12 protein-coding genes and 2 pseudogenes are annotated in these 24,817 nt (G+C 69.3%); 4 read left to right on the forward strand and 10 right to left on the reverse strand.

The genetic code is table 11. From position 1 onward, the window contains the following. Positions 1–238 precede the first annotated feature (238 nt). From ABT009_RS13990 to ABT009_RS14025, 8 genes are all read right to left on the reverse strand, one after another. Positions 239–1,288, reverse strand: a complete 1,050-nt coding sequence (locus ABT009_RS13990) for a BMP family lipoprotein (protein WP_351293067.1) — start codon at positions 1,286–1,288, stop codon at positions 239–241. A 463-nt stretch (positions 1,289–1,751) separates the two neighbouring features. Next, the gene (locus ABT009_RS13995) at positions 1,752–2,993 is read right to left on the reverse strand and encodes an amidohydrolase (RefSeq protein ID WP_351293955.1); all 1,242 of its coding nucleotides are present in this window, start codon (positions 2,991–2,993) and stop codon (positions 1,752–1,754) included. A 172-nt stretch (positions 2,994–3,165) separates the two neighbouring features. Then, positions 3,166–4,434 (reverse strand): RNA polymerase sigma factor, encoded by a 1,269-nt coding sequence (locus ABT009_RS14000; protein ID WP_351293069.1) that lies wholly within the window; start codon positions 4,432–4,434, stop codon positions 3,166–3,168. Beyond that, positions 4,431–4,793: a YciI family protein gene (locus tag ABT009_RS14005; protein ID WP_351293071.1), complete on the reverse strand. Its 363-nt coding sequence runs from the start codon at positions 4,791–4,793 to the stop codon at positions 4,431–4,433. Before ABT009_RS14005 ends, ABT009_RS14000 begins: the two co-directional genes overlap by 4 nt. A 179-nt stretch (positions 4,794–4,972) precedes the next feature. After that, entirely contained in the window at positions 4,973–6,175 is a 1,203-nt protein-coding gene (locus ABT009_RS14010) for a hypothetical protein (RefSeq protein WP_351293073.1), read from the reverse strand. 14 nt (positions 6,176–6,189) lie between these two features. Continuing rightward, positions 6,190–7,128 (reverse strand): N-acetylneuraminate synthase family protein, encoded by a 939-nt coding sequence (locus tag ABT009_RS14015; protein ID WP_351293075.1) that lies wholly within the window; start codon positions 7,126–7,128, stop codon positions 6,190–6,192. Between the two features lie 14 nt (positions 7,129–7,142). After that, complete coding sequence (locus ABT009_RS14020; RefSeq protein WP_351293077.1) at positions 7,143–8,441, reverse strand: cytidylyltransferase domain-containing protein; 1,299 nt, start codon at positions 8,439–8,441, stop codon at positions 7,143–7,145. Between the two features lie 70 nt (positions 8,442–8,511). Further along, positions 8,512–9,843 carry a DUF6716 putative glycosyltransferase gene (locus ABT009_RS14025; RefSeq protein ID WP_351293079.1) on the reverse strand — a complete coding sequence of 444 codons (1,332 nt, stop codon included), beginning with the start codon at positions 9,841–9,843 and terminating at the stop codon, positions 8,512–8,514. Positions 9,844–10,041: 198 nt separating this feature from the next. On the opposite strand from ABT009_RS14025, the gene ABT009_RS14030 reads away from it, so the two are divergent. The 3 genes and pseudogenes from ABT009_RS14030 to ABT009_RS14040 all read left to right on the forward strand — a co-directional run bounded on the left by ABT009_RS14030 (position 10,042) and on the right by ABT009_RS14040 (position 13,629). After that, positions 10,042–11,040 carry a glycosyltransferase family 2 protein gene (locus ABT009_RS14030; RefSeq protein ID WP_351293081.1) on the forward strand — a complete coding sequence of 333 codons (999 nt, stop codon included), beginning with the start codon at positions 10,042–10,044 and terminating at the stop codon, positions 11,038–11,040. After that, positions 11,037–12,434 carry a polysialyltransferase family glycosyltransferase gene (locus ABT009_RS14035; protein WP_351293083.1) on the forward strand — a complete coding sequence of 466 codons (1,398 nt, stop codon included), beginning with the start codon at positions 11,037–11,039 and terminating at the stop codon, positions 12,432–12,434. The genes ABT009_RS14030 and ABT009_RS14035 overlap by 4 nt, the downstream gene beginning before the upstream one ends. Then, positions 12,431–13,629: pseudogene (locus tag ABT009_RS14040) on the forward strand (acyltransferase family protein). Before ABT009_RS14035 ends, ABT009_RS14040 begins: the two are co-directional and overlap by 4 nt. Positions 13,630–13,662: 33 nt before the next feature. Here ABT009_RS14040 and ABT009_RS14045 read toward each other — a convergent pair. Next, positions 13,663–13,958 (reverse strand): annotated as a pseudogene (locus ABT009_RS14045) (TetR/AcrR family transcriptional regulator C-terminal domain-containing protein). A gap of 389 nt (positions 13,959–14,347) precedes the next feature. Here ABT009_RS14045 and ABT009_RS14050 point away from each other — a divergent pair. After that, entirely contained in the window at positions 14,348–15,448 is a 1,101-nt protein-coding gene (locus tag ABT009_RS14050; protein WP_351293085.1) for a hypothetical protein, read from the forward strand. Between the two features lie 112 nt (positions 15,449–15,560). On the opposite strand, the gene ABT009_RS14055 is transcribed toward ABT009_RS14050, so the two are convergent. Then, on the reverse strand, positions 15,561–24,731 hold the full coding sequence (locus ABT009_RS14055) for a golvesin C-terminal-like domain-containing protein (protein ID WP_351293087.1): 9,171 nt from the start codon (positions 24,729–24,731) through the stop codon (positions 15,561–15,563). Between the last annotated feature and the right edge of the window lie 86 nt (positions 24,732–24,817).

The raw sequence follows: 24,817 nt of genomic DNA on the forward strand, positions 1-24,817 counted from the left end.
TATGGCGCTAACTTCCGCCGCAGAGTAACGCGCGTAGACCGACGAGAAAACCCCTTCTGTCCACCTTGTTATGAGGCCGTGCCCGAGCCGAGCGAACGAAGGCCCGAGCCGAGCGGCCGAAGGGGCCGGCTGAGCGAACGAAGGGGCCGGCTGAGCGAACGAAGGGGCGGGCGGCGTCGAGGACGCCCGCCCGCCCGTTCGTTCGTTCACTGACGTTCGTTCACTGCCGGAGATCAGGTCACTCGGTCTTGACCTTGATGGAGCCGTCGATGATGCCCGCCTTGGCCTTGGCCACGGCGTCGGCGAGACCGTCGATCTCCTTGAACTTCGGGTTGCTCTCGGCGAGTCCGACGCCGTTCACCTTCAGGTCGAAGGTCTGCGTGCCGGTCAGCGGCTTGTCGTCCTTGACGGACTTCGCGAGCGCGTACACGGCGCCGCCGACGTCCTTGAGCGCGGACGTCAGGATGTAGTCCTTGTACTTGGCGAGGGCTTCCTGCTTGTACTGGTCGGAGTCGACGCCGATCGCCCACACCTTGGCGGCGGCAGCGGCCTCGATCACGCCCTGACCGGACAGACCGGCGGCCTGGTAGACGACGTCGGCCTTCTTTTCGATCTGGCCCTCGGCGGCGGCCTTGCCCTTGTCGGGGCTGGAGAAGCCGCCCTCCTCCGCGGTCTGCGTCAGGTACTGCGACAGGACCTTGACCTTGGAGTTGGTGTCCTCGACGCCCTGCTTGAAGCCCGCCTCGAACTTGTGGATGAGCGGGATGTCCACACCGCCCACGAAGCCGACGGTGTTCGTCTTGGTCGCCTTCGCGGCCGCGACACCGGCGAGGTACGACGCCTCCTGCTCCGCGAAGACCAGGGACGCCACGTTGTCGCCCTCGACCACCGAGTCCACGATGCCGAAGCTGGTCTTCGGGTACTTCTTGGCGACCTTCTCCATCGCGGGACCGTAGGCGAAGCCGATGCCGATGACCGGGTTGTAGCCCTGCTTCGCGAGCGAGGCGAGGCGCTGCTCCTTGTCGGCGTCCGTCTCGCCCTCGGTGGGCTCGATGTCCTGGGTCTGGTAGCCGAACTCCTTCTTCGCCTTCTCCAGGCCCGCGTAGGCGGCGTCGTTGAACGACTGGTCGCCCTTGCCGCCGATGTCGTAAGCGATGGCGAGACCCTTGTTGCTGCTCTTGCTCTCGGTCTTGTCCGCCTGGTCACTGGTGCCGCCGCAGGCCGTGGCGGCGAGCGCGAGCGACGCGACCCCCACCGCGGCTCGGGTCAGTTTGGATATCCGACGCATCTGAAGTTCCCCATTCTCCACAGCCCCGCGTGGGTGCTTAGCTCGGCGCACATTAACGCGCGTAGACACTCCAGGGAACGGGGTTTCTCGCGGCCGTTATCCATTCGTGCCGATGGCCGGTTACGCCCTTGTGAACCATGGGATCGAAAGGTGCGCTTAGGACATGGCCCTCACGCTGCGCGTTCGGGCCCTCGCGTCTGCGTGAGGGCCCGAACGCGGGTCTTTGCCCGCACGCAGGCTGGACGAACGTTCGACGGCGCCCGCCGTCGAAGGTTGTGTCCACCCGTTCCGCCCCAGCGGAACGCCTGCCCACAACAGCCCCCCGGCGGCCCGCCAGGCGCCATGCGGCCGAGGGGACGTGGCGGGATGTGCGCCCGCAGTGGCTGGCGCGAATTCCGGGCTCGCCCGAGGACGTACATCCCGCCAGGTGGCCAACCGCTGCGGAGCCCGAAGCGGCCTTGGATCAGATCCCGGCGTCCAGCAGGGCGGCCGCGGTGAACAGTTCGACCCCGACGGTGATCGCGAACTCGTCGACGTCGAAGTCGCCCTGGTGCAGATCGCGGACGCCGCGCTCGCCGGGCGTACGCACGCCGAGCCGGGCCATGGCGCCCGGCACCTTCTCCAGGTACCAGGAGAAGTCCTCGCCGCCGAGGCTCTGCTCGGTGTCCTCGATCGACAACGCCCCGCGGCGGGCGCTCATGGCGTCCCGCAGCAGCTCGGTGACCTCGGGGTCGTTGACGACGGGCGGCACTCCGCGGATGTAGTCGATCACCGACTTGGCCCGGTGGAGCCCGGCGATCTCGTCGATCGCGGCATGCACCAGGTCGGGCGCCTGCCGCCAGGCCTCCAGGTCGAGGCAGCGGACGGTGCCGGACAGCTCGGCGTGCTGCGGGATGACGTTGCACGTGTGGCCGGACTCGATACGGCCCCAGGTCACGGCGAGGCCCGAGCGCGCGTCGACCCGGCGGGCGATCAGCCCGGGCACCTCGGTGACGACCTTGGCGGTCGCGGTGACGAGGTCGGTCGTCAGGTGCGGGCGGGCCGTGTGACCGCCCGGTCCGTCGAGGGAGATCTCCAGCCGGTCGCAGGCCGAGGTGATCGGGCCGTGCCGCAGCCCGATGCGTCCCGCGTCGACCTTCGGGTCGCAGTGCACCGCGACGATCTTCCCGACGCCGTCCAGGACACCGGACTCGATCGCGTCGGCCGCGCCGCCGGGCAGTACCTCCTCGGCGGGCTGGAAGATCAGCCGTACGGGATGCGGGAGCCGGCCCTGGCGGTCCAGCTCGGCGAGTACGAGGCCCGCCCCGAGCACCACGGTGGTGTGCACGTCGTGGCCGCAGGCGTGGGCGCGGTCGGGCACGGTGGAGCGGTAGGCGCAGCTGCTCTTGGTGTCCGGGATGGGCAGCGCGTCGATGTCGGCGCGGAGCGCCAGCATGGGCCGTACGGTGTCCCGCTCCGGGAGGTCGCCGCCGCCGATGTCGCATACGAGCCCCGTCCCCGTGTCGAGGACGCGCGGCCGCAGCCCTGCCTTCTCGAGGCGGGCCTTGATCGCCGCGGTGGTACGGAACTCCTGGTTGCCGAGCTCGGGATGCATGTGCAGGTCACGGCGGAAGGCGATCAGCTCGGTGCGCAGCTCTTCCGGCAGCGCACCGGGGAGGGCTTCCGCCGCGGACTCGGCTCCGGGGACGTCGGACTCGCGGGACATCAGTTGCTTCACCCTTTGAAGGGTAGGGCGAATCGGGGGCGGACCAACATGCGATCAACAAAACTTCAGTCTGTTTGGGGTAAGAAATCCGGCCGGGGTGTGCATGGGCTCCACCCCAGGAGGGTAGTTAGTTTGTTTCGCTCCGGCCCATGCAGGCGCCCCGTCCCGGTACCTATGCCCGATGCGGACCGGCGAGGCGTTCGGCCAGGAACTCGCGCTCGGCGTCGTTCCCCGTCAACTCCAGCGCTTGGCGGTAGGCGATCGAGGCCTCCTCCGAGCGGCCCAGCCGATGCAACAGATCCGCCTTGATCGCCGGTAGGTACTGGTATCTCGCGAGTCGGCCGTCCTTCTCCAGCTCCTCAACCTCTGCCAGCGCCTGCGACGGACCGTCGGCCATCGAAACCGCCACCGTGCGGTTCAGCGCCACCACCGGTGAGGGCCACACCGACAGCAGCTCGTCGTACAGGGTCACGATCTGCGGCCAGTCGGTCCGGTCATAGGACGGCGCCTCGGCGTAGAGCGAGGCGATCGCCGCCTGCAGGACATAGCGGCCCGGTCGCCCGCCGCGCAGCCCGTCCACGATCAGGTCGTGCGCCTCGGCCATCGCCGAGCGGTCCCAGAGCGATCGGTCCTGGTCCTCCAGTCGCAGCAGGCGACCGTCGGCGTCTACCCGGGTGGCGCGCCGGGCGTCGGTGACCAGCAGCAGGGCGAGCAGCCCCCGCACCTCCCGCTCGTCGGGCATCAGCTCCCGCAGCATCCGGGCCAGCCGCAGCGACTGGTCCACCAGGTCCGTACGCACCAACGATGCGCCGGACGGCGCGGTGTGCCCGGCGGTGAACAGCAGATGGATCACGCCGAGCACTGCACGCAGTCGATCCGGCAGCTCAGCCGCTCCCGGCAGACGGAAGGGGATCCGCGCCGCCGAGATCTTCTTCTTCGCCCGGGTCATCCGGGCGGCCATCGTCGGCTCCGATATCAGAAGCGCCCGGGCGATATCGGCGGTCGTCACCCCGCACACCAGCCGCAGCGTGAGTGCCAGCTGCGCCTCCTGCGCCAACGCCGGGTGGCAGCACATGAAGATCAGTCGCAACCGCTCGTCCGGTACCACGTCCTCCGGCTCGACGGCTGCCGGTTCGTCGATGGCCACCTCGTCCACCGTCTCCTCGGGCTCCACCAGCAGTGGGAGTTTCGAGCGGAACGTCTGCTCGCGACGCACCGCGTCCATCGCTCGGCGCTTGGCCGCTGTGGTGAGCCAGGCCTCCGGGTTGTTCGGGATCCCGTCGCGGGCCCAGCTCGCCAGGGCCGCGGCATACGCCTCCTGCACGCATTCCTCGGCCAGGTCCAGGTCGCGCGCGACGCGCGCCGTCGCGGCGAGCACCAGGGCCCACCCGCGTCGGTGCGCGTCCGCGACCGCCGTTTCGACGTCTGCCGGGGGCGTCACGCCGCGGCGGGCCGATCCGCGATGAAGCCGCCTTCGACGGGCCGCACCTCGACACCGCCGCCCTGCTGGGTGGCGGGATTGGCCCGAGCGATCTGCAGAGCGGCGTCCAGGTCGGGCGCCTCGATGATGGCGAAGCCGGCGATGACCTCCTTGGCGTCGACGAACGGGCCGTCCGTCACCATGTCGCCGCGGATCGAGGTCGCCGTGTCGGCGGCGGGCTGCAGCGCGAATGCCGCGACCAGGGCGCCTGACGTCACCATGTCCTCGAAGTGGCGGTCATGGGCCTCCCGCGCCCCGGGAACGACCTCGGCCTCGTCGACGTGGGCCTGCGCGTAGATGAGGATCGCGTACTGAGCCATGGTGGCTGTCCTTCCAGAGGTGGTTGTTGTTGCCTTACACCCCTACGTCGAACGGCCGGCCCGGATTCGACAGCCCTCCTCGAAGTTTCTTGTTTTCGGCCGCTCGATCATGGCGGTCACCGCGATCCTCGACCGGGTACAGGGCATGTCGCTGCCGCCACGGCCCGGGCAGGTGCGCCCTACGCCGTGCCCGGCGTCACCGAAAGCAGTCGGTGCACGTCACGTGCCGTGCCCGTGACCCCCGACAGGAAGCCCTGTGCCCGGGGCGAGGCGTGTTCCGTCAGCCAGGCCGGGTCGATGTCGCAGACGGCCACCTTCACGTCGGTGCCCGCGAGGGCCAGCGGCAGCGTGTGGACGACCGTCGACGGAAAGCTCAGGATCGTACGGCCGATCGGGCCGCGGCGGGCTATCAGTTCCAGGGGGAGGTCGGGGCGGACGACCTCGAGGCCCGTTTCGACCGCCAGCCGGTGGAGTTTGTCGGAGCTTTCGCGGCGGTGCGCGAAGTACCTGGTGGCGCCGTGGGTGCGGGCGAGGGACGTGACCGCCTCGAGATAGCGGTCGGGGTCCACCACGCCCGTCTCGACGAGGGACGTGCCGACGAGGTCGGCGCCCTTGGTGATCCGGGGCGGGCCGAAGCGGGAGCGGGTCCAGCCGAAGTCGTTCGCGGTGATGCGGACGCCGTCGGGTGCCGCCTCTATCGGCATGGACGAGAACACCTCGACCGTCCGCCTGCGGCTCGGAGTGAGGCGGCGGCGCGCCGATGCGGACACCGGTGCGAAGACGATGTCGCGCGCACCGGGACGCCCGCCGCGCCGGTGCCAGCGCACCAGGCGCTCGCCGCTGGCCAGCTGCGAGATGAACTCCATGGTGGCCGTGCCGTCGTCGACGACGACCAGGTCGCGGGCGCGCGTGATCGTCAGCAGGAGCTGTACGTAGCGGGAGAACGGATCGCCGATGACGATCCGGCGGGCCGTGCGCAGCAGCGGGGTGAGCCCGCCGATGGTCTGGAAGGGCGCAGCCGGCCCGCCCCGGGCCTCCTCCCAGCGCACCTTGTACCCCTCGTTGCGGGCCAGTTCCGCCATGCGCCGCAGCTGGCCGCGGGTCATGGGGTCGGTGGGCGACAGGACGACGAGGGTGAGGGCGTCCGGGGTGAGGGGGGTGGGGGTGTCGGCCCCCGCGGCGCGTTCGTCCGGCTCCCCGGCCGGGCCGGTGGCGGGCTGGTGCCGTGGCCGTACGGAGGACGGCGGCGCGGCACTTTCCGTACGCTCCTGGGCGGTCCTGGGCGTGGCGGTGTGCGCCCACTCCAGGACGTTGAGGAGCTGCACGGGGCTCTCGACGAAGGCGAGGGTGGAGCCGACCGCCGGCCCGGTTCGGGGAGTCATCTGCCTCGTACCGCTCAGACGCCGACCGGCTCGCCCGCGGCGACGGCGATCTCGGCCTCGGCGACGACGCCCGCGACACGGCGGAGCTTCTTCATCGGGCCGAGCTCGGACTCGTAGACCTTCTTGACGCCGTCACCGAGGGAGGCCTCGATGGTGCGGATGTCGCGGACCAGGCGCTGCAGGCCCCCCGGCTCGACGGAGGCAGCCTGGTCGGAGCCCCACATCGCGCGGTCGAGGGTGATGTGGCGCTCGACGAAGGTGGCGCCGAGCGCGACCGCGGCGAGGGTGGTCTGCAGGCCGGTCTCGTGGCCGGAGTAGCCGATCGGCACGTTCGGGTACTCGGCCTGGAGGGTGTTGATGACGCGAAGGTTCAGCTCGTCTGCCTTGGCCGGGTACGTCGACGTGGCGTGGCAGAGCAGGATGTTGTCCGAGCCGAGGACCTCGACCGCGTGGCGGATCTGCTTCGGCGTCGACATGCCGGTGGAGAGGATGACCGTGCGGCCGGTGGAGCGCAGGGCGCGCAGCAGCTCGTCGTCCGTCAGGGACGCGGACGCGACCTTGTGAGCCGGCACGTCGAACTTCTCCAGGAAGGCGACGGCCTCGGTGTCCCACGGGGACGCGAACCAGTCGATGCCCTTGGTCTTGCAGTACTCGTCGATCTGGCGGTACTCGTCCTCGCCGAACTCGACGCGGTGCCGGTAGTCGATGTACGTCATCCGGCCCCAGGGGGTGTCGCGCTCGATGTCCCACTGGTCGCGCGGGGTGCAGATCTCCGGGGTCCGCTTCTGGAACTTGACCGCGTCACAGCCGGCCTCGGCGGCCGCGTCGATCAGCTTGAAGGCGTTGTCCAGGTCACCGTTGTGGTTGATGCCGATCTCACCGGTGATGTAGACGGGCTGGCCCGGGCCGGCGGTGCGGGAACCGAAAGTGCGCAGGCGGGAGTTGGAGCTCATGGCAGAAAATGTCCTTAACTGTTGAGGGAGTCGAGAGAAGGGCCGAGGATCCAGCTGGCGATCTCTCGGATCGCGCCGTCACCGCCGGGGACGGTGGTGACCGCGCGTGCGGCGCCGCGCACGACGTCGTGGGCGCTCGCGACCGCCACGGGCCAGCCGACGAGGGCGAAGCACGGGAGGTCGTTGACGTCGTTGCCGACGTAGAGCACGCGCTCAGGCGCGATGCCCTGCTCCTCGCACCACTGCTTGAGTGCGAGGTCCTTCCGGTCGATGCCGTGCAGGACCGGAATCTTGAGCTTCCGGGCCCGGGCGGCGACGACCGGGTTCTGCTCCGTGGACAGGATCAGCATCGTCAGGCCGCTCTTGCGGAGGGCTGCGATGCCGAGGCCGTCTCCGCGGTGCACGGAGACGAACTCGCGTCCTTCGGAGTCGATCAGCACCCTGTCATCGGTCTGGGTGCCGTCGAAGTCGAGTACGACCGCGTCGATGTCGGAGGCGGTCGGGAGCGCGCCGGGGCGGTCCGCGTCGAACAGCGGCGCGAGCGCACGGGCGCGGGCGAGGTCGTGCGGGTCGTCGACCTCGAGGACTCGGGCGGGGTCGGTGCGTACGAGCTCGGTGTGCCCGAAGAAGCGGTGGCCCTGCTCGCGGAAACCGGCCGCGTCCATCGCGTAGGCGGCGCCGGTCTCCAGGAGGTCCTGGGGGCGGTCCTGGCGGCGGGGGCGGAAGGACTTGTCGTGGTTGACGCCGTAGCCGCCGCGAGTGGCGGGGTCGGCGACCAGGGTGTCGGTACCGCCCTCGACGGCGGCGCGCCCGGCGCCGATCGCGGCAGGCTCGTCGTCCGCGTCCCGCCAGATGAAGCCGTGGAACGGTGCCACGGTCACCGCCGTGTCCGCCCCGTTCTCGGCCACCGCGGCCGCCACCCCGTCGATGTCCTCGCGGATCAGGAACGGGCTCGTGCACTGCACCAGCAGGACCACGTCCACGGGCGCCCCGTGCGCGGCCTCGTGGGCGTCCATCGCGTGCAGGACCGCCGCCTCGCTGGTGGCCGTGTCGCCGGCTATCGCGGCGGGGCGCAGCACCACTTCGGCGCCCGCCTCCCGGGCGCAGGCCGCTATCGCGGCGTCGTCCGTGGAGACCACGACGTCCGTGACGAGCCGGGTGGCGCGGCACTCGCGGACGGCGCGGGCCACCAGGGGCACACCGCCGACCGGGGCGAGGTTCTTGGCGGGCACGCCCTTGGAGCCGCCGCGTGCGGGGATCACGGCGAGCACCCGGCGTACTGGCGCCGCGGTGCCCGCTTCTGGGTGCGTCATGGGAGAGGTCTCCTCGGTTCCTTGGGGTGCGTGGAGTGCGTCTGAGGGGCCGGTCAGCCCTGGTGCCGGGTCACAGCTCGCCCATGCGCCGGATCACGGGCGCCACGCGCTGCACTCCGTGGCGGTAGGCGCCGCGGGCGGCGCGGCGCACGATCTGCCGTACCGGCCCCGGCTCCTTGTCGGACACGGGCGCTCCGGGCAGCGGGGCGCCGTCGGGGCCGAGATGGTGGCGGGCGAGGACGCGCGGCAGATATCCGGGGGCGGTGGTCGGCGTGTAGTACGGGGCGAGGGGCGGGAGTCCGGCCGACTCCAGCAGCGTCGCGATGCGTTCGCGCGCCGCGTCGAAGGCCGTCTCGTAGGCTCCGTCGGCGGCGACGCCCTGCCGGGCGACCCACTTCTCGTCCGGCACCGGCTGGTGGCCGGCGTCGAGCTGGTCCCAGGAGGCGAGGCACCCGGAACCGGTGAAGTGGTGGTTGCCGAGCGCCTCGCGCACGCCCAGGTCGGTGAGGACGACCGTGGGTATGCGGCGGTGCAGAGCCTCCAGCGCTGCCGTGGAGCTGACCGTGACCAGCAGGTCGGTGCGGTCGAGGACCTCGCCCATGTGCCCGTACACGAGGCGGCAGTTGGCGGGCAGTCCGCCGGGGATCCGCTGCGCGAGCTTCTGGTACGGGAGTTCCTCGATGTGCGTGGTGTGCTCGCCGGGCTTGGACCGCAGCTTGAGCAGCACCTCTCGGTCCGGGTGCAGGCGTGCGTGCTCGGCGAGGCGGCGCAGCAGGTAGGTGCGGTCGGCGGGGGTGTCGGGCACGGAGGGCTGGGCGGCGAAGACGACCGTGTACGGGTTGTCCTTGTCGTCCTGGCCCTTCTTCTCGTACGGCTTGCCGCCGAGGAACGGCAGTGCGGTCTCGACGACGGACGAGGCGTCGGCGCCCACTCCCTCGTACACGGCGCGGAACCGCTCCGCGTCATGGCGGGAGTTGGCGAGGACGAGGTCCGCGCCGTGCCGAAGCAGCAGGCCGTCGGCGAGCTTCTCGTAGACGACGCCGACGTAGCCGGTGACGACGACGGGGCGCTTCGCGCGGCCCTGCCAGACGCGGGCGAGCCCGTGCAGCATCGCCTGGACGGCCCCGCCGACGAGAGCGAGGACCACGACGTCGTACGCGTCGTCCTCCCGCTGCATCTCGCGCAGGAACTCGATGGCCGTGACCTCGCGCAGGTCGTCCGCGCGCACTCCGACCTCCCGCAGTTGGCGGGCCGTCGGGGTGGCACGCCCGCGGAGCAGGAAGCCGCTCAGCCGACTGTCCGGAACGGTGCGGTTCGCGGTGAGCGCGCCCCATTTCCACCGAGTGTCGGAATCGGCGAGTACGGCCACCCGCGGCGAGTTCGTCGTAGTACTTGCTGGCACGTCGACGACGCTAGGAAGGCATTTCGATCCGCGGCCCAACCCGAATGCAACAAACGGTTAACAGCACATCGACGAATGGCGAATCCGGCCGGGAACAGGCCCGAAACGTGCCTGGTTCACGGTACCGCCACGCGTCGTTCACCTTGCATCAAGCCGGGAGTCAAGACGAATGCCGGACCGGCACCTAACGTCATGCAGGTGGTCAAGCTCTCCGTCATCGTGCCGTTCTACAACGTGCAGCAATACGCGCCCGACACCTTGAAGAGTCTGCGTGCCAACGCACGCGACGACTTTGAATTCGTTTTCGTCGACGACTGCTCGAGGGATGAGACTCCGGACATCCTCGAACGCGCCGCGAAGGAACTGCCGGGCGCCGGCGGCGTCGGCCGTGTGGTGCACGTCAGACACGAACAGAACGGAGGCCTCGCGACCGCCCGCAACACGGGTATCGACGCGGCAACCGGCGAATACCTCACCTTCCTGGACGGCGACGACTGGCTCGCGCCGGGTTACTACGCACAACTCGTCGCCGCCATCGAGGACCTGGGCTGCGACTTCGTGCGTACCGACCATGTGCAGTGTACGGCGAGGGCCCGCACCGTCCACCGGGTTCCGCACGGCCGGCGCGGAGTGGTGATGAAGCCGCGCGACGCGATACTCCCCGCCGACCGGTCCACCTCCGTCGACTACGCGTACGCCTGGGCGGGTGTCTACCACCGCCGCCTCGTCGACAAGGGGCTGCTGCACTTCACCGACGGGCTGCGCACCGCCGAGGACCGGCCGTGGATCTGGCGGCTGCACCGCGAGGCGGAATCCTTTGCGGCCGTGAGCCTGCTCGGCGTCTTCTACCGGCGCGGGGTCGCGTCGTCGCTGACGCAGATCGGCGATGTGCGCCAGCTCGATTTCATCCGCGCATTCGACCAGGTGATACGGGAAACAGCCCAGGATCCGGACGCCGAGAAACTGCTGCCGAAAGCCGTGCGCACATATTGCGCCATCATTTCCCACCACCTCGGAACCATTGAAAGGTTCGAACCATCCGTGGCGCGCAAACTGAAAGCCATGAGCGCGGCGGCGCTGAAGAGAATGCCGCAGCACGTTCTGGACGACGCACTCGATTCGATGGACGTCGAGCGCGCGACGCGGCTTCGCCGGCTGCGCAGGCGGCCGGTGTCCGCCGGGGAGGTGGCCGCGTGAGCTCCGCCGGGTTCCCCAGCTCCGGGCAGGGCGCGGCCGGTCGGCGCCGTACCACCCAGATCTTCTTCGCCTCCACGCTCTACGGTGCCGCCACGCTCGCCGCCGCCCTCGATGCGGACTGCTTCGGCCCCGCCGACCGGCGCATCCTGCTGGTCTCCAACAACGCGGCGACGCCCGAGACGACACCGCCCGTGAACGAGATGCCCGGGTTTGCCTGCCTGCGCGACCGCTTCGACGACGTGCTGTTGTGGAACGAGGCCATCTCCCCCTTCCATCCGGGTGGTTGGGCGCCGCGCCCCGACGACCTGCTGCTCTGGGAGCGGTATCTGCGGCTGCTGTGGGAGCTGGGTGACGACGACGTCGAGCTCGCCGTGGAGTCGATCCAGGTCAACCCGGCCCTGGCGCTGTGCCAGATCTTCACGGGCGCGCCCGTCGACGTCTACGCGGACGGGCTGATGAGTTACGGTCCCACCCGCAACAAGATCGATCCGCTGGTCGGCACGCGCATCCGGCGGCTGCTGCACCTGGATCTGGTGCCGGGCCTGAAGCCGCTGCTGCTCACCGAGTTCGACGTGCGTCCTGAGATCGTGCCGAGCGACGTGTTCGTGAAGGTGCTGGCCGCACTGGGCGACGACGCCGAGGAGTCGGCGGCTTCCCTGCCCGACGTGCAGGAACCCGCGCTGCTGCTCGGCCAGTACCTCTCGGCGCTCGACATCCTCACCGCCGAGGAGGAGGAGAACCTGCACGTCCGCATGGTGCGGGGTGCCGTCGAACTGGGCCACCGGCGCATCGTGTTCAAGCCCCATCCCACCGCTCCGGCGCGCTGGTCGCGCACCCTGGAGCAGGAGGCGGAGAAGCTCGGTATCGAGCTGACCGTGCTCGGCTCGCCCGTGCTCGCCGAGGTGCTCTACCAGCGGATGCGGCCCGCGCTCGTCGTCGGCTGCTTCTCCACCGCGCTGCTCACGGCGTCCGCGTTCTACGGCCTGCCGGTCGCGCGCACCGGCACCGGGCTGCTGCTCGAGCGCCTGTCGCCGTACCAGAACAGCAACCGCGTCCCGGTCACCATCGTGGACGCGCTGCTCCCTGAGCTGAGCGACCGCGCGGCCGTGGAGGCCCAGCAGCTCGACGCCGAGGCCGTGGATCTGACCGGCCTCGTCAAGGCGGTCGGCTATGCGATGCAGTCGAAGATCTACCCCGATCTGCGGCCGGCCGCGGAGGCGTACCTCTCGCGCCACCTGAACTCCCGTACCTGGCGGTACTTCAAGCGCCGCCGCCTCACCTCGCTGGCCCTGCCCGGCGCGGTCCCCTCGCAGCTGGCGTTCATTCCGCGCAATGCGACGGTCCGAAGAGTCGCGCGACGCGCTCGGTCGTTCAAGCGGGCCGCGCTCGGATGACGGCCCCGGGCACGGCGCTCCCGAAGCACTCACCGGGAGCGGGCTCGACCCGCCCTTCCCCGGTCCCGGGCTCGTCCCGGGACCGGGGAAGGGACCTTGACCGCGGCCTGAACCGCGGCCAGGCCTCCGTACCGCACCGCGCCCCGAGGCTGCGCGCTCTCGACGGGCTCCGGCTGGTCGCCGCGCTGATGGTCGCGGCGTACCACTACGGCGGCCGGGACGGTGAGATCTCCCAGGCCTGGGGAGCCTCCACCAAGGCCGTGTTCCCCACGGCCCACACGTGGTTCGCCTACGGCTGCCTGGGCGTGCAGATCTTCTTCGTGATCAGCGGCTTCGTGATCTGCATGAGCGGCTGGGGCCGCCCGCTGCGCTCCTTCTTCGCCTCCCGCGCCTCGCGGCTGCTGCCCTCGTACTGGGCGGCCGTCATCCTCGTCACGGCCGTCTTCGCACTGCCGCTGGTCGCCTACGAGGCGGTGTCGCCCAGCGACGCGCTGGTGAACCTGACGATGTTGCAGCAACCGCTGGGTGTGGACCGGGTGCTCGGCGTGTGCTGGACGCTATGGGCGGAGGTCCGCTTCTACGCCCTGTTCGCACTGTGCATCGTACTGCCCGGGGCCACGCGCGGTCGCATCCTGCTGTTCTGCGGGGTGTGGACGATGGCAGCGGCCATCGCGGAGGCCGCGAACGAACCGCTGCTCGACATCGTGCTGATGCCCGAGTACGCGCCGTTCTTCATCGGCGGCATCGGGCTCTACCTGGTGCACCGCGACCGCCGTGACGTCGCCGCCTGGGGCGTCGTGGCCGTCAGTTGGCTGATCGGCCAGCACTACGCGGTGTCCCGGCTGTGGCACGCCCCGGACCCCGACTTCTTCTCCTACCGAAGTCACTCGGCATCATCCTGGTCGTCACGCTCGGCTTCGCGGCGGTGGCCGCGATCGCACTGGGCGCCCTGAGCTGGGCGAACTGGCGCTGGCTGACGATCGCTGGCGCCATGACGTACCCCTTCTACCTGGTGCACGAACACCTGGGCTGGGTGGTGGTGGACGCGCTGCACCGGGGCCTTGGCCTGCCGTCGTACGCGACGCTGGGGCTGACGTTCGCGGGGATGCTACTGCTGGCCTGGCTGTTGAACCGGTATGTCGAGGGGTGGCTGACGCCGCTGCTGCGGTCGCGGCTCGCGACAGGGCTGCGCTGAGCTGACCGGGCGGCGCCCACGGGCGCCGCCCGGTCACGACATGCCGTACCCCGCCTCGATCCCCGCCACCACCAGCCGCAGCCCTTCCTCGAACCGCTCGTCGTATCCCTCGAAGATCTCCGTCCCGGCGGCGGCCGCGAGCGGGAAGTCGGAGAGGCGCTCGGCGCGTTCGTCCACGTCGAAGCCCTCATGGCGTTCCCCGGTACGGGGCGCACGCCCTGCTCCTCGGTGACGAAACCCAGCGTGAACATGTACGCCGTCGAGCTTGCCCGTACGGCCTGCCGGAGGTCGAACCCTGCGTCCACGAGGGAGCGCAGGCTCGCCTCCATCCGGTCGCCGTGGTCGTACCCGTGAAACGGGTCCCTCTACCCGCGGATGCTGGCCTGGGAGGGTGACAAGCCGGGGGCCGAGTGGGACATGATGCAGCGCTCGGAACCGACGGAGCAGATTCCGTACGCGAACACGTGGCTGATCCCCCAGTCGCGCACGCAGGCGCTGCTGCACAGGGCGACCTCCGCGTCATCGATCGCCATACCGATTCTGACCGGCCCGATCCGCACGGGAGGAATCACTTGTAGAAGCACGACGCGGCCAATCTACCCAGTAACCGGAGCGCGGTCGGCAACCGTCATATGTGAGCCGTCACTTGCCGTCGGCGTCCCCGTATGGTGGAGCCGTCAGGTTCCCGCTTCTCGCGACATCCGTGCCGGAGGATTCCGTGACCGTCGCCGCTCGTCTCGTCGCCACCATCGCCGCTCCGCTGGATCCGGCGTCGGCGGACGCTCCGCAGGTGCTGCACTCGCCCGGCCGCAGGCTGCTCGTGCAGCGCGGTGACGCCGAACTCGTCACCCTCGACCTGGACGGGGCCGACGCGGGTCAGGCCACGGAGGTTCGCTTCCCGGCGCCCTGGTCGCGCGACTTCGGGACGGCGACCGTGTCGCCAGAGGGGGATGCGGCTGTGTTCGCCGGTGTGCACGCGGTGCGATCGGTGGAGGCCACCGGGGCGACACGGTGGGAGGTGCGGCACGGCTGCTGGGAGGGCGACTGCCCCCTGATGCACACGTCGTTCGCCGAATACGCCGACGACAAGGACCACTTCTACGCCGACAGCGGCTCGGCCGCCGTCTCCGCGGACGGCAGGCTCGTCTGGGCGCATGTCCGCGGCCCGTTGGGTGACGACGAGGAGGCGGAGGAGGATCAGGAACTGTGGCTCGTCCTGGGCGCCGGCGACGGCAGGGTCCTGGGCCGTGCTGACACCGAGACCGTGGCGTCCGGTTCGTTCCACACCCCGCACCCTGACCCGGCGCAGATGGGGCTGAGCATCGGCGAGGGCGAGGAGGGGTCGCCCGTGTTGTGGGGACGGTGGGACGGACAGCGGCTGACCACCGAGCAGATCGGCATCGAGCGGATCCTGCTGGCGGTGAGCCCGTCGGGCCGGAACCTGCTGTCCGTTCCCCTCGGGCAGTGGTCCCTCGACCTGCACCAGCTGGAGGACGGCGCGGTCCTGCGGAAACTGGATGCGCAGGGCACTGTGCCGACGCACCCCGCGAACACCGGCGGCGACAGGGTGTACTGGGACTACGAGGCGGCCTTCGTGGACGAGGACACCGTCGTCGCCGGCACCTCCGAGTGCGAGGCCCGGTACGGCACAACCGCCCGCCACTGGCTCGTCGACGTGCGCGGGATGGCCCTGCGCGGCGAGATCTCCTATCCCTTCCCCGTCGCCGGGCCTGCCCGCTCGGCGGGGGACGGCACCTGGTACACGGTCTCCGAGGACCGGACGTCCCTGCACCTGTGGCAGCTGGCCGACGAGGGCTGACACGAGGAATGACACGGGGCTGACCCGGGAACAGCCCTGACGCGGAGCGGCCCGCCAGTGAGAGCTGGCGGGCCGCTTTCATGCGTGGGCGTTCAGCCCGTGGTGCGTGCGGCTAGTACCGCGTGGTGAGCCAGAACATCCGGAACCTCGTCTTGTCAGCGGCTCCTCGGAACGTCTTCCCGGCCAGGTTCAGGGTCTGCTGAACCAACGGCGCGCAGATGCCCTTGCACACGTTCCTCGACGTCCCTCCGTAGATGACCTCGTAGTCCGGGTTCTTCTTCACCCAGTTGAAGACGGCCTCCTCCGCGTGCTCGAACGCCTGGTTGCCGTCCTTGGTGAGCCGGCCCGGGACCACCGATCCCTGGATGAAGTCCTCGCCGTTCTTGAGGACGTTCTGGCCGACCGCGCTGATGTCCTTGCCGCCGGCCAGCGAGACCTTGTGGACGATGTCACCCGTCTTCTTGTTGCGCACGCCCACTACGGCGACCGTCGACCAGCCGTGGCCCTTGCCCCACTGCTTCTTCATGTCGTCGGCCCGCTGCTGCGCGGCTATCGCCTCGTTCTCGTAGCCACAGTTGTGGACGAGGACCGCGGTGTTGCGCGCCCCCACGTAGTACGTGTGGACGCCCTCGACCGAGAGGTTGTAGACGCGCGCCGTGCGGTGGGCGGTGTCGACCGCGCTGATCTGGACCCAGGTGCCGGCCGCGGTCTGCAACCACATACCCGGCTTCAGATCGCTGCCCTTGACCCACTTGCCGTAGTCCGGCAGCCAGTACAGGTGCGCGGCGGTCGAGGTCAGCTTGATCGGCTTGGCCTTGCCGTCCTTGCCGTCGGGGTCGACGGTCAGGGTGACGAGGTCCTTGGCCCCCTTGTGGTTGCGGGTGCCGGTGACCGTCCGGGTGCGGGTGTCCCCGGTCTCCGGGTCGGTGGCCACCACCTGGTCGCCGACCTTCAGCTTCTCGATGTCGGCCGTGCTGCCGTCCGCGAGGACGACCTGTGTGCCGGGCAGGAAGCTGTTGGTCTTGCAGGCCTTCGGATCGGGCTGGTCGGGCGACTTCGTCGTCGGGGCGTCCGGCGCGTCCGCCTTGCGGGCGTCGTTCGCCGCGTCGACGGCGTCCTCGGTGCGGTTGGCCGCCTTGCGGGCGTCGTTGGCCGCGTCCGCCGCCTCGATGCCCTTCTTGGCGTACTTGCCCGCCTTGACCGCCGTCGCCCCGTAACCCACCAGCGGGATCGCCGAGGTGAGCGACAGCGCGGCGTCGACGTAGTTGCCCTCGGCGGCGTACCAGATGCCGTTGGCGACGTCCGCGACCTCGCCGACGACCGGGACCATGCCCACCACGTCGAGCGCGGCGTGGCCGATGTCGGACAGCGACATGCCGAACAGGTGCCCGTCGAGTTCGACGAAGCTGATCGGGTTGCCGCCGGCGAACGCGTACCGGTTGCCGGTGAACGGGTCGGTGGCGAGGGACATGTCGGCCAGGGCGCCGCTGTAGGAGTCCCGGGTCAGGAAGCGGTTCAGGCCCGGGTCGTAGTTGCGGAAGCCCATGTCGTACGTGCCCGACGCCCCGTCCCAGCGCGAGGAGTTGAAGCGGAACGCGTTGTACGCGTCCTTGTCCGCCCCGCCCGCGTCCGGCTTGTCGGCGCCGGTCATCTGGGACTCGTCGTCACTGCCGTAGGCCGTGTAGCCGTACGTGGAACGGGTCTTTCCGTCCTCCTTCGTGATCGCCTCGACGTCTCCACGAGGGCTGGTGACGTACTGCGAGTACTCCTCGCCGCCGCCGTCCTTGTGCTTGATCTGCGTGGCCCGCTGGCCGCCGGCGAGGTACTGGTAGTCCTTGTCGGCCTTGCCGTCGACCGTCTCGCGCAGGAGCGTGCTGTCCAGGCCGAGGTAGGTGAACGCCGTGGTCTTGCCCTCGGTGCCGGTGGTGGTCTGGGAGACCGTCCGGTCGAACGGGTCGAAGACGTACGACGTGGTCGTCGCGCCTGTACCGGAGCCGGCGCGCACCTTCACCGTGCGGTCGAAGCCGTCGTAGTAGTACTTCTCGGCGGTCTGACCACCGGTGCTGACCGTGTCGAGACGGCCGAGCGGGTCGTAGTTGTAGGTGGACGTGACGCCCTGGGCCGTCGCCGACAGGAGCCGGTTGCGGTCGTAGCGCTGCGTCGTGGTGACGTCGTCCACCGTCTGCTCGACGATGTTGCTGTTCCGGTCGTAGGTGTACGACTCGGTCGACGGGTCGTCGCCCGCCTTGGTGACCTTGGAGACCCGGTCCTGCGGGTCGTAGTCGAAGGTGTAGGTGTTGTTGATGTAGGCCGAGTTGTCGTCGGCGTTCATCAGCTTCAGTACGTCCTTGGAGCGGTGCCCGTTGGGCGAGTACTCCAGGTCGTGCTGGGCCACCACCGTGCCGCCCGACGTCTTCTCGACGGACTGCTTGACCGACCCGTCGAGGTAGTAGGACATATCGAGCGTGTTGCCGTTGGGCTTCGTCTGCTTCAGCAGCTGCCCGCGGGCGGTGTAACTCATCGCGGTGATCTGCTGGTTGCCCGCCGTCGGCGAGTCGGCGTTGGTCACCTTCTTGACCAGGTCCCGCTCGTCGTACTCGATCTTCGACCAGGTCAGGTCGTGGGTCGAGGTGAGCGGGTTGCCGTTCTCGTCGTAGGTCAGCGCGGTGGTGTTCTTCACCGTGCTGCCCGCGAACTCCTCCACCTTGGTGATCTGGTTGAGACCGTCGTACGCGATCTTGTACGCGTCGATCGCGGCGCCCGGGGAGTTGTCCTTGACCTCCACCATGTTGCCGTTGGCGTTGTACTCGTAGGTGAAGTCCTTCTTCTCGTCGTCCGTGTCACCGGAGTTGGAGCGGACGAGCTTCACCGTGTCGGCGAGAACCGTGCCGTTGGCAGCATCGGTCAGCGTGACCTTCTGCGGACCGTCCTCGACGAACGCGTAGGAACCCAGCGAGATCCACTCGCCCTGGCGCTGGGTCTGGTCGACGGTCTTCGTGACGCTGCCGCCGTCGTGGTCGACCTTGAACTTGGCGTCGCTGGCGGCGCCTGTCACCCGCGGGTGGCGGACGAAGACCTCGTAGGTGCCGTTCTGCGGGATGTTGAGCTGCCAGGAGAACGACGCCGTGCCGTCGCCGGCAGCGTGCGAGTAGGTGTCGTAGCCGTACTGCTGCTCGGCCTGCGTGCGCGACCAGTTGCCCTGCGTCGCGGTGTTGTTGAAGTCCGAGCTGTCGACCAGGACGACCTGCCTGCCGACGGGGACGCCGTCGTCCGAGCGGGCCTTCTGGTTGCCCGACGGGTAGAAGTCCCAGGTCATGGTGCGCTGCTGGGAACCGCCCGCCGAGGTCAGCGTGTTCTTCGTCTGCTGTCCGAGGTCGTTGTACTCATAGGACGTGGTGATGTCCCACGGGTCCTTCGCGGTCTCGGTCCAGCCGTTGTCGAAGTAGGTGTACTCGGTGACGTTGCGGACCGACTGCCCGTCCGACGGCGGTGCGGACACCGAGCTGAGGTTGCCGACCGAGTCGTAGAAGTAGAACGTCGCGTCGGGGGTGGAGTAGCCGGCGGCGTCCTTGTCGAACGGCGAACGCTCCTCCTTGACCCGGTTCAGCTCGTCGTAGACGGTCTCCGAGGTGAAGTCCGTGGCGTCGTCGGTGGTGGCGACGCCGCGCGGGGTGATCGTCTTCGTCCGGTTGCCGACCTGGTCGTACTCGTACTTGGTGGTCCGGTAGGTGATATTGCCGGAGCCGTCCTTGCTCACCGGAACCTTGGACTCCACCAGGGAGCCCCGCTCGTCGTACACGGCGAGCGACTCGTTGCCCTCCGCGTCGGTCTGGCCGACCTGCAGGCCGTCCTTGTCGTAGCGGACCGAGGTGGCCTTCTCGAGCGCGTCGATCGTCCGCTTCACCCGGCGGTTGAGGTCGTACTCGTAGCGGGTGGTGTAGTCGTCCGGACTCGCGGTGGCGTTCTTGCGGGGGTCGACGACCTTGGTGACGTTGCCGACGGAGTCGTACTCCACCGTGGCCTTGTGGCCCTCGGCGTCCACCATTTCGATCGGCTGGTTGACGGCGTCGTACCGCGTCGTGGCGGTGTAGTCGCCGGCCTCGGGCGTCAGGTTGCCCTGCGGACCCGTGACCGTGAGGACGTTGCCGACCTTGTCGTACGTGGTCGTCGTCTTGCGGCCCGGGTCGGTCGCCTCGTCACCGGGGTCGACGCTCTCGACGACCTGGTCGACCTTGTCGTACACCGAGGTCGCCACCGCCCCGTTGGGCGCCGTCACCTTGGTGATGTTGTCGTTGGCGTCGTAGACCGGGGCGGGCGTGACGATGAAGTCGTTCTCCGCCTGCTTGACGGGCTCCTTCTTCTCCAGGGGCCGTCCGAAGACGTCGTAGGTCTGGGTGACCTCGGCGCCCTTGGTGTTGGTGACCTTGGTGACGTTGCCCCGGGCGTCGTACACGAAGTTCGACGGGTTCTGGAGCGCGTCGGTGATGGTCGCCGGGAAGCCGACCGGGTCGTATCCGCTGTACTGGGTCGAGTGCCCGTTGGCGTCGGTCTCCTTGCTGACCAGGCCGTACGCGTCGTACTCCGTCAGCGACGTGTAGTCGCCCGCCGTGGCCGTCGCGACGCCCTTCGGGTCGATGACGGACGTCACGTTGCCCCGGCTGTCATAACCGAACTGCCAGGTGCGGCCCTCCGGGGATTTCTTCTGGAAGAGGTCCGCGATGTAGCCGTTCAGACCAGTGGAGTAGGTGAAGGTCTGCGCCGCGGTGCCGTTCTTGTTGGCCTCGGCGTCCTTCTGCTCCAGCGGATAGCCGGTCTTCGGGTCGTACACCCAGGTGGTGACGGCCCCGTCGGCCTCCTCCAGACGCGTGACGTTGTTGTCGGCGTCCCAGGCGACCTTCGTCGTCTCCGACTTGGCGTTGGCGATCTCGGTCGCGCGGCCGTATCCGTCGAGAACCTGGGTCGTCGTGTGGTTCTCCGCGTCCGTCACCTTGGTCTCGATGAACGAGCCCGCCGTGCCGTCCGGATCCGTGTACACGTACCCCGTGGTGCCGCCCAGCCGGTCAGTGATCGTCTGGGTGTTCCAGTGGAACTTCGGGTCGTCGCCCTCGCTCGGGTAGTAGTAGTCGAGCGAGGTCGAGTTCCCGCGCGGGTCCGTGACCTTGACGAGTTTGACGTTCTTGTTGCCCTGCGTGGCGTCGTAGACGAACTTGAAGACCTTCGGCTGGGACGAGCCCGCGCCGTCCGTCAGCTCACCCAGCAGGCCCTTGTCGCTGTAGACGAACTCGAGCTTGCGGCCCGAGATGTCGGTCATCGACTTGACGTGGTCGATGATCTTCGGGCTGGTCAGGTTGGTGCCGGTGACCTTCGTGCCCGCGTCGTTGATGTACGAGTAGGCGTCACCCTTGGCGAAGTAGTCGACCGTCAGGGACTGCCGGCCGGCCGGGTCGGTGATGTACCGGAGGAACTTGACCGGCTTGTTGTTGGACTTGCGCTCCTCGTACGTGTACGTCTGCGTGTTGCCGTTCTTGTCGACGATCGACGTGAGGTAGCCGTCGCAGTCGAAGAAGAACTGGGTGCGGTCCGGGCGGGTCAGCGACCAGGCCTTCGGGTCGCCGTCCTTGTCCGGGGTGCAGTCCACGCCGGAGCCCTGCTGCAGCAGGTAGTGCACACCGGCCGGGGCCTTCCAGGTCCCGTCGTCCTGCTTGCGGAAGGTGTGCGCGGTGCCGTCGCCGTCGGGCAGCGTCACCTCAGTCGGGTTGGGGTTGGGGTGGAAGTCCAGGGCCGCGCCTAGCCGCACCGGAGAAGACGCCTGCGCCGACCAGCCGCCGCCCAGCACCGTGTCCGAGGTGTCCTGCGAGTTGTACGCGAAGCGGACGAAGGTCGACAGTCCCCGGCCGGGGTTGTTGAAGGCGTTGTACTGCCAGACCGTGTTGCCCGCGTACAGGTTGGTCATCAGGCTCGAGCCGGCACCCGTGTTCTTGCCCGCGTACGAGTAGAACTTCTCCAGACCGAGCTGGTCGGAGGTCGGGTCCTCGGTCCGCACGTTCTGCGCGAGCGGCGCGATGTTCTCGGTGGCCGACAGCCAGGTGCCCGCGGTCTTGTTACGCAGGTCCCACTTGAGGACGTAGTCGAGGCGCTTGTTGCCCGAGTCGCTGTTGATGGGCGTCTTGAGCTGCGCCTTCACCGTGACCGTCTCACCCGGGTAGACGTCCTCCGGCAGCGCCGTCTCGAGCTGGTTGCCGCCGGTGGTGGCGTCCGTGCCGTCCGGCAGCGACCAGGTGTAGGAGAGCACCTGGTCGGCGGCCTTCCACACCGAGGTGGTGGTGTTGGTGAGGGTGACGTCGACCGTGTACTGGTCGCCTGGGATCATCCGCGCCGGGGTGTCCGGCGCGTAGTACGTCGAGTCGGTGCTCTTGTCGATGTACGTCACGACTAGCTGCGGGCGCAGCTGGGGCTCCTCGGCCTCCGAGGAGAGGAAGACGGTGCGCTCCTGCGGGCCGGTCGCCGACTCGTCCCGCAGCCTGATCGCCACGCCCTTGTTGTTCGCCGGGGTGCTGACCCAGGACTGGGCGAGCGAGGTGAGGTACCAGGACTGGCGCGCCGGGTCGTTGGTGACCGTGCCCACCGTGTCGGCGACCGTGGCGTCCATGTCGCCGCCGGCCGTCGACCACGCGGTGCTGCTGGTGGCGTTGTTCCAGGACGCGGTGGTCTCGTCGAAGTCCCTGGTCAGACCGTGCGCTTCGTAGACCGCACCGGCGGTTCCCGTGGTGGTCGTGAAGCCCCACACGTCCAGCTGCGCTTCCAGCACCCGGGAGGAGGCCGGGATCGCGCTCACCCCGGGGAACTTCAGGAGCGCACGCGTCTTGCCGTAGGTGGACGAGTTGTTGCCGACCGACAGCCAGTTCTGGTTCAGGCCCGAGTCGGAGATCGTGTCGTGGCCGGTGGTGGGCTGGGCGGAGGACAGCGTGGTGTCGGTCTGCCCGGACTGGAGCACCAGCGTCGTGCGTCCCGCCTTGGGGAGTTTGACGATCTGTGTCGCGGCGGGGATGACCGTTCCGTCGCGGGTCTTGACCGCGACCATGTAGTAGAAGACGTTCCCGAACGCGTCCGCGGAGTCGGCCGGTGTCGGTGTCGCCGTGGTGTCCGTGAAGCTCGTCCTGTCCTTGGTCACGGGGGCGACCAGGGTCTGCGCGGACGGTGTGAACGTCTGGTAGACGCTGCGGTGCACCTGGTACTCGACGATGTCGTCACCGAGGTCGGCCGACGGATCGTTGTACGCGGACCAGTCGAGCTCGGCGCCGGTGGCGTGGATCACCTCGGGGGCGTCCAGGGCGACGCCCGGGCGGCCGTAGGTGAGCACGAGCCGCGGGTAGTTGGCGACCTCGCCCTTGTACGCGTACTCGGCGGCCTCGTAGCGCGGGCCGCCCTTGGGAGCCGTGCTGCTCTCGTCGGCGGCCTTGACGACGAAGCCGTAGTTCGGGTTCGTGCCGTTGATCCAGGACTGGACGGTCTTGGTGACGCTGAAGGAGTTCCAGGTGTTGCTCTTGTTCGGCTCCTTGACGGCGACTCCGCCCTTGGTCAGGCGGACGGCGTCGGCGAGGACGGCGGTCGAGGCCGAGGCGGGGCCGTCACCGAGGACGACCTTGCCCGCGGTCCCCGCCTTGAACGGATGCGTGCCGAGCGTCTTCCACTGACCGCCGGTACCGCTGCTCTGGTTGACCGTGTACGCCTTGGTGCCGCCGTTGTACGTCACCGTGTACGGCGCGTTGGCGGCCCGGTCGGACGCGGGGACGTAGTGCACGTCGACCCGGTAGTCGCCGTCCTCGGGGAGGTTCGGCTGCCAGGTGTAGGTGTCCCCGGCGACGGCGTCCTTGTTGTACAGGTAGTCCTGGTTGACCGCGTACTGCGTGTACGCGGTGTTGGCCGAGGCCGGCCAGGCGCCCTTGGCGGCGGTGGTGCCCGAGTCGCCGTCGTCGACCTGGACCGAGGTGCCGGACAGCTCGCCCGTGACGCCGCTCGCGCTGTTCCAGGTCGCGGAGGTCTCGTCCCAGGCCTGGGTGGCCCGGTGCGCCTCGAGGAGCACCTCGGTGTCGCCCGCGGTGTGCGTCTGGTCGTAGTAGAGGCGCAGGTCGGCGGAGTCCAGCTTCGTCCCGGCGGGCACGCTGCCGAGGGGGAACTTCAGCAGGGCCCGGGAGCTGCCGGTCGAGGTGTTGCCGACGGAGAGCCGCCACAGACCGTCGTAGTTGTCGGACGGCCCGTCCGACGAGATCATCACGTCCTGCGACTGGCTGACCGTCGGCGAGATCGAGATGGTCGGGTCGATGACGACGGGGTAGCTGCGCTTGTCCGATGCGAGCCACTTCGCGTCGGGGCGGAGGGTGAGCTCGTAGCGCCCGTCGCGGCCGGATCCCTTGAGCGTCTGGCTGACCGCGTCGGTGCCGACGGTGCCGTACGGGGAGTCGGCCTTCTTCTTCGCGTCCGTCATGAACGGCGCGGGAATGACGAGATCCGGCCGGTTCGGGCCGGAGGCGTCGGTGTAGAGGGCGATGGCGCCGCTCTTGAGGCGCTTTGCGTTCAGGCCCTTGGTGTTGAGCGTGAACTCGTAGGAGGGCGTGCCCTTCGGGGGCCCGTCGAGGACGATGCCCTCCTTCACGGTGCCGTTACCGACCGTGTACGTCAGGTCGGCGCCGTCGCCGAGGGCGTCCTCGTACGTGACGGTGTCGCCGTCGGCCTTGGGGCTGAGCTTCTTGGACCCGGCGCCCTTGAGGCCGATGACCACCCAGTGGCCCTTGTCCAGTTCGAACCGGACGAGTTCGCCGGGCTGCGCACCGAAGTAGGTCTTGGCGAGGTTGGTGGTGTTGGCGTACCGGTAGCCGTCGCGTTCCGTGCCGCGGACGGCCGTGTCGATGGCCTTCCAGTCCTTGCCCGCCTCGTAGTGCGTCGGCACGGAGGAGACTTCCGACTGGATTCTGCCGTCGGACAGCTGCCAGTAGCGGGCGCTGGGCGTGCGTCTGTCCTTGAGCTCCTTGACCCGTTTGGGTTTGGCTCTGGCCTTGCCCCGGGGCAGCTGCTCGTTGCTGGGCACCCCCGCGTCGGAGAGCTGCGGCGGTTTCGCCGGCTCCTGCTCGTCGTCGTCGACGCCCAGCCAGTCCTTGATGCCGCCGAGTAACGCCTTGCCGTCGGCGGGCGCCGCGAAGGCTGGTTGCGGCAGACCCGCGGCGAGGACCGACACCATGCCGGTCGTCGCCAGAATGCGCCGTGCGCGTGGTCCGAATCCGTACATCGCTGCTTGCCCCGGATCCTTTCGGGAGCGGACAGGGTTCGGCGGCCGCCCGAGGGCGGTCGCCGGCAGCGAGTTGTACAGAAGAT

This window comes from Streptomyces sp. NPDC002896 (genome assembly GCF_040295225.1).
Taxonomy (GTDB): Bacteria; Actinomycetota; Actinomycetes; order Streptomycetales; family Streptomycetaceae; genus Streptomyces.

Coding starts and splice junctions, on each gene's coding strand:
- ABT009_RS14005 (WP_351293071.1), bottom strand. CDS start 4,793: ATGGCTCAGTACGCGATCCTCATCTACGCGCAGGCCCACGTCGACGAG.
- ABT009_RS14055 (WP_351293087.1), bottom strand. CDS start 24,731: ATGTACGGATTCGGACCACGCGCACGGCGCATTCTGGCGACGACCGGC.
- ABT009_RS13990 (WP_351293067.1), bottom strand. CDS start 1,288: ATGCGTCGGATATCCAAACTGACCCGAGCCGCGGTGGGGGTCGCGTCG.
- ABT009_RS13995 (WP_351293955.1), bottom strand. CDS start 2,993: ATGTCCCGCGAGTCCGACGTCCCCGGAGCCGAGTCCGCGGCGGAAGCC.
- ABT009_RS14010 (WP_351293073.1), bottom strand. CDS start 6,175: ATGACTCCCCGAACCGGGCCGGCGGTCGGCTCCACCCTCGCCTTCGTC.
- ABT009_RS14015 (WP_351293075.1), bottom strand. CDS start 7,128: ATGAGCTCCAACTCCCGCCTGCGCACTTTCGGTTCCCGCACCGCCGGC.
- ABT009_RS14020 (WP_351293077.1), bottom strand. CDS start 8,441: ATGACGCACCCAGAAGCGGGCACCGCGGCGCCAGTACGCCGGGTGCTC.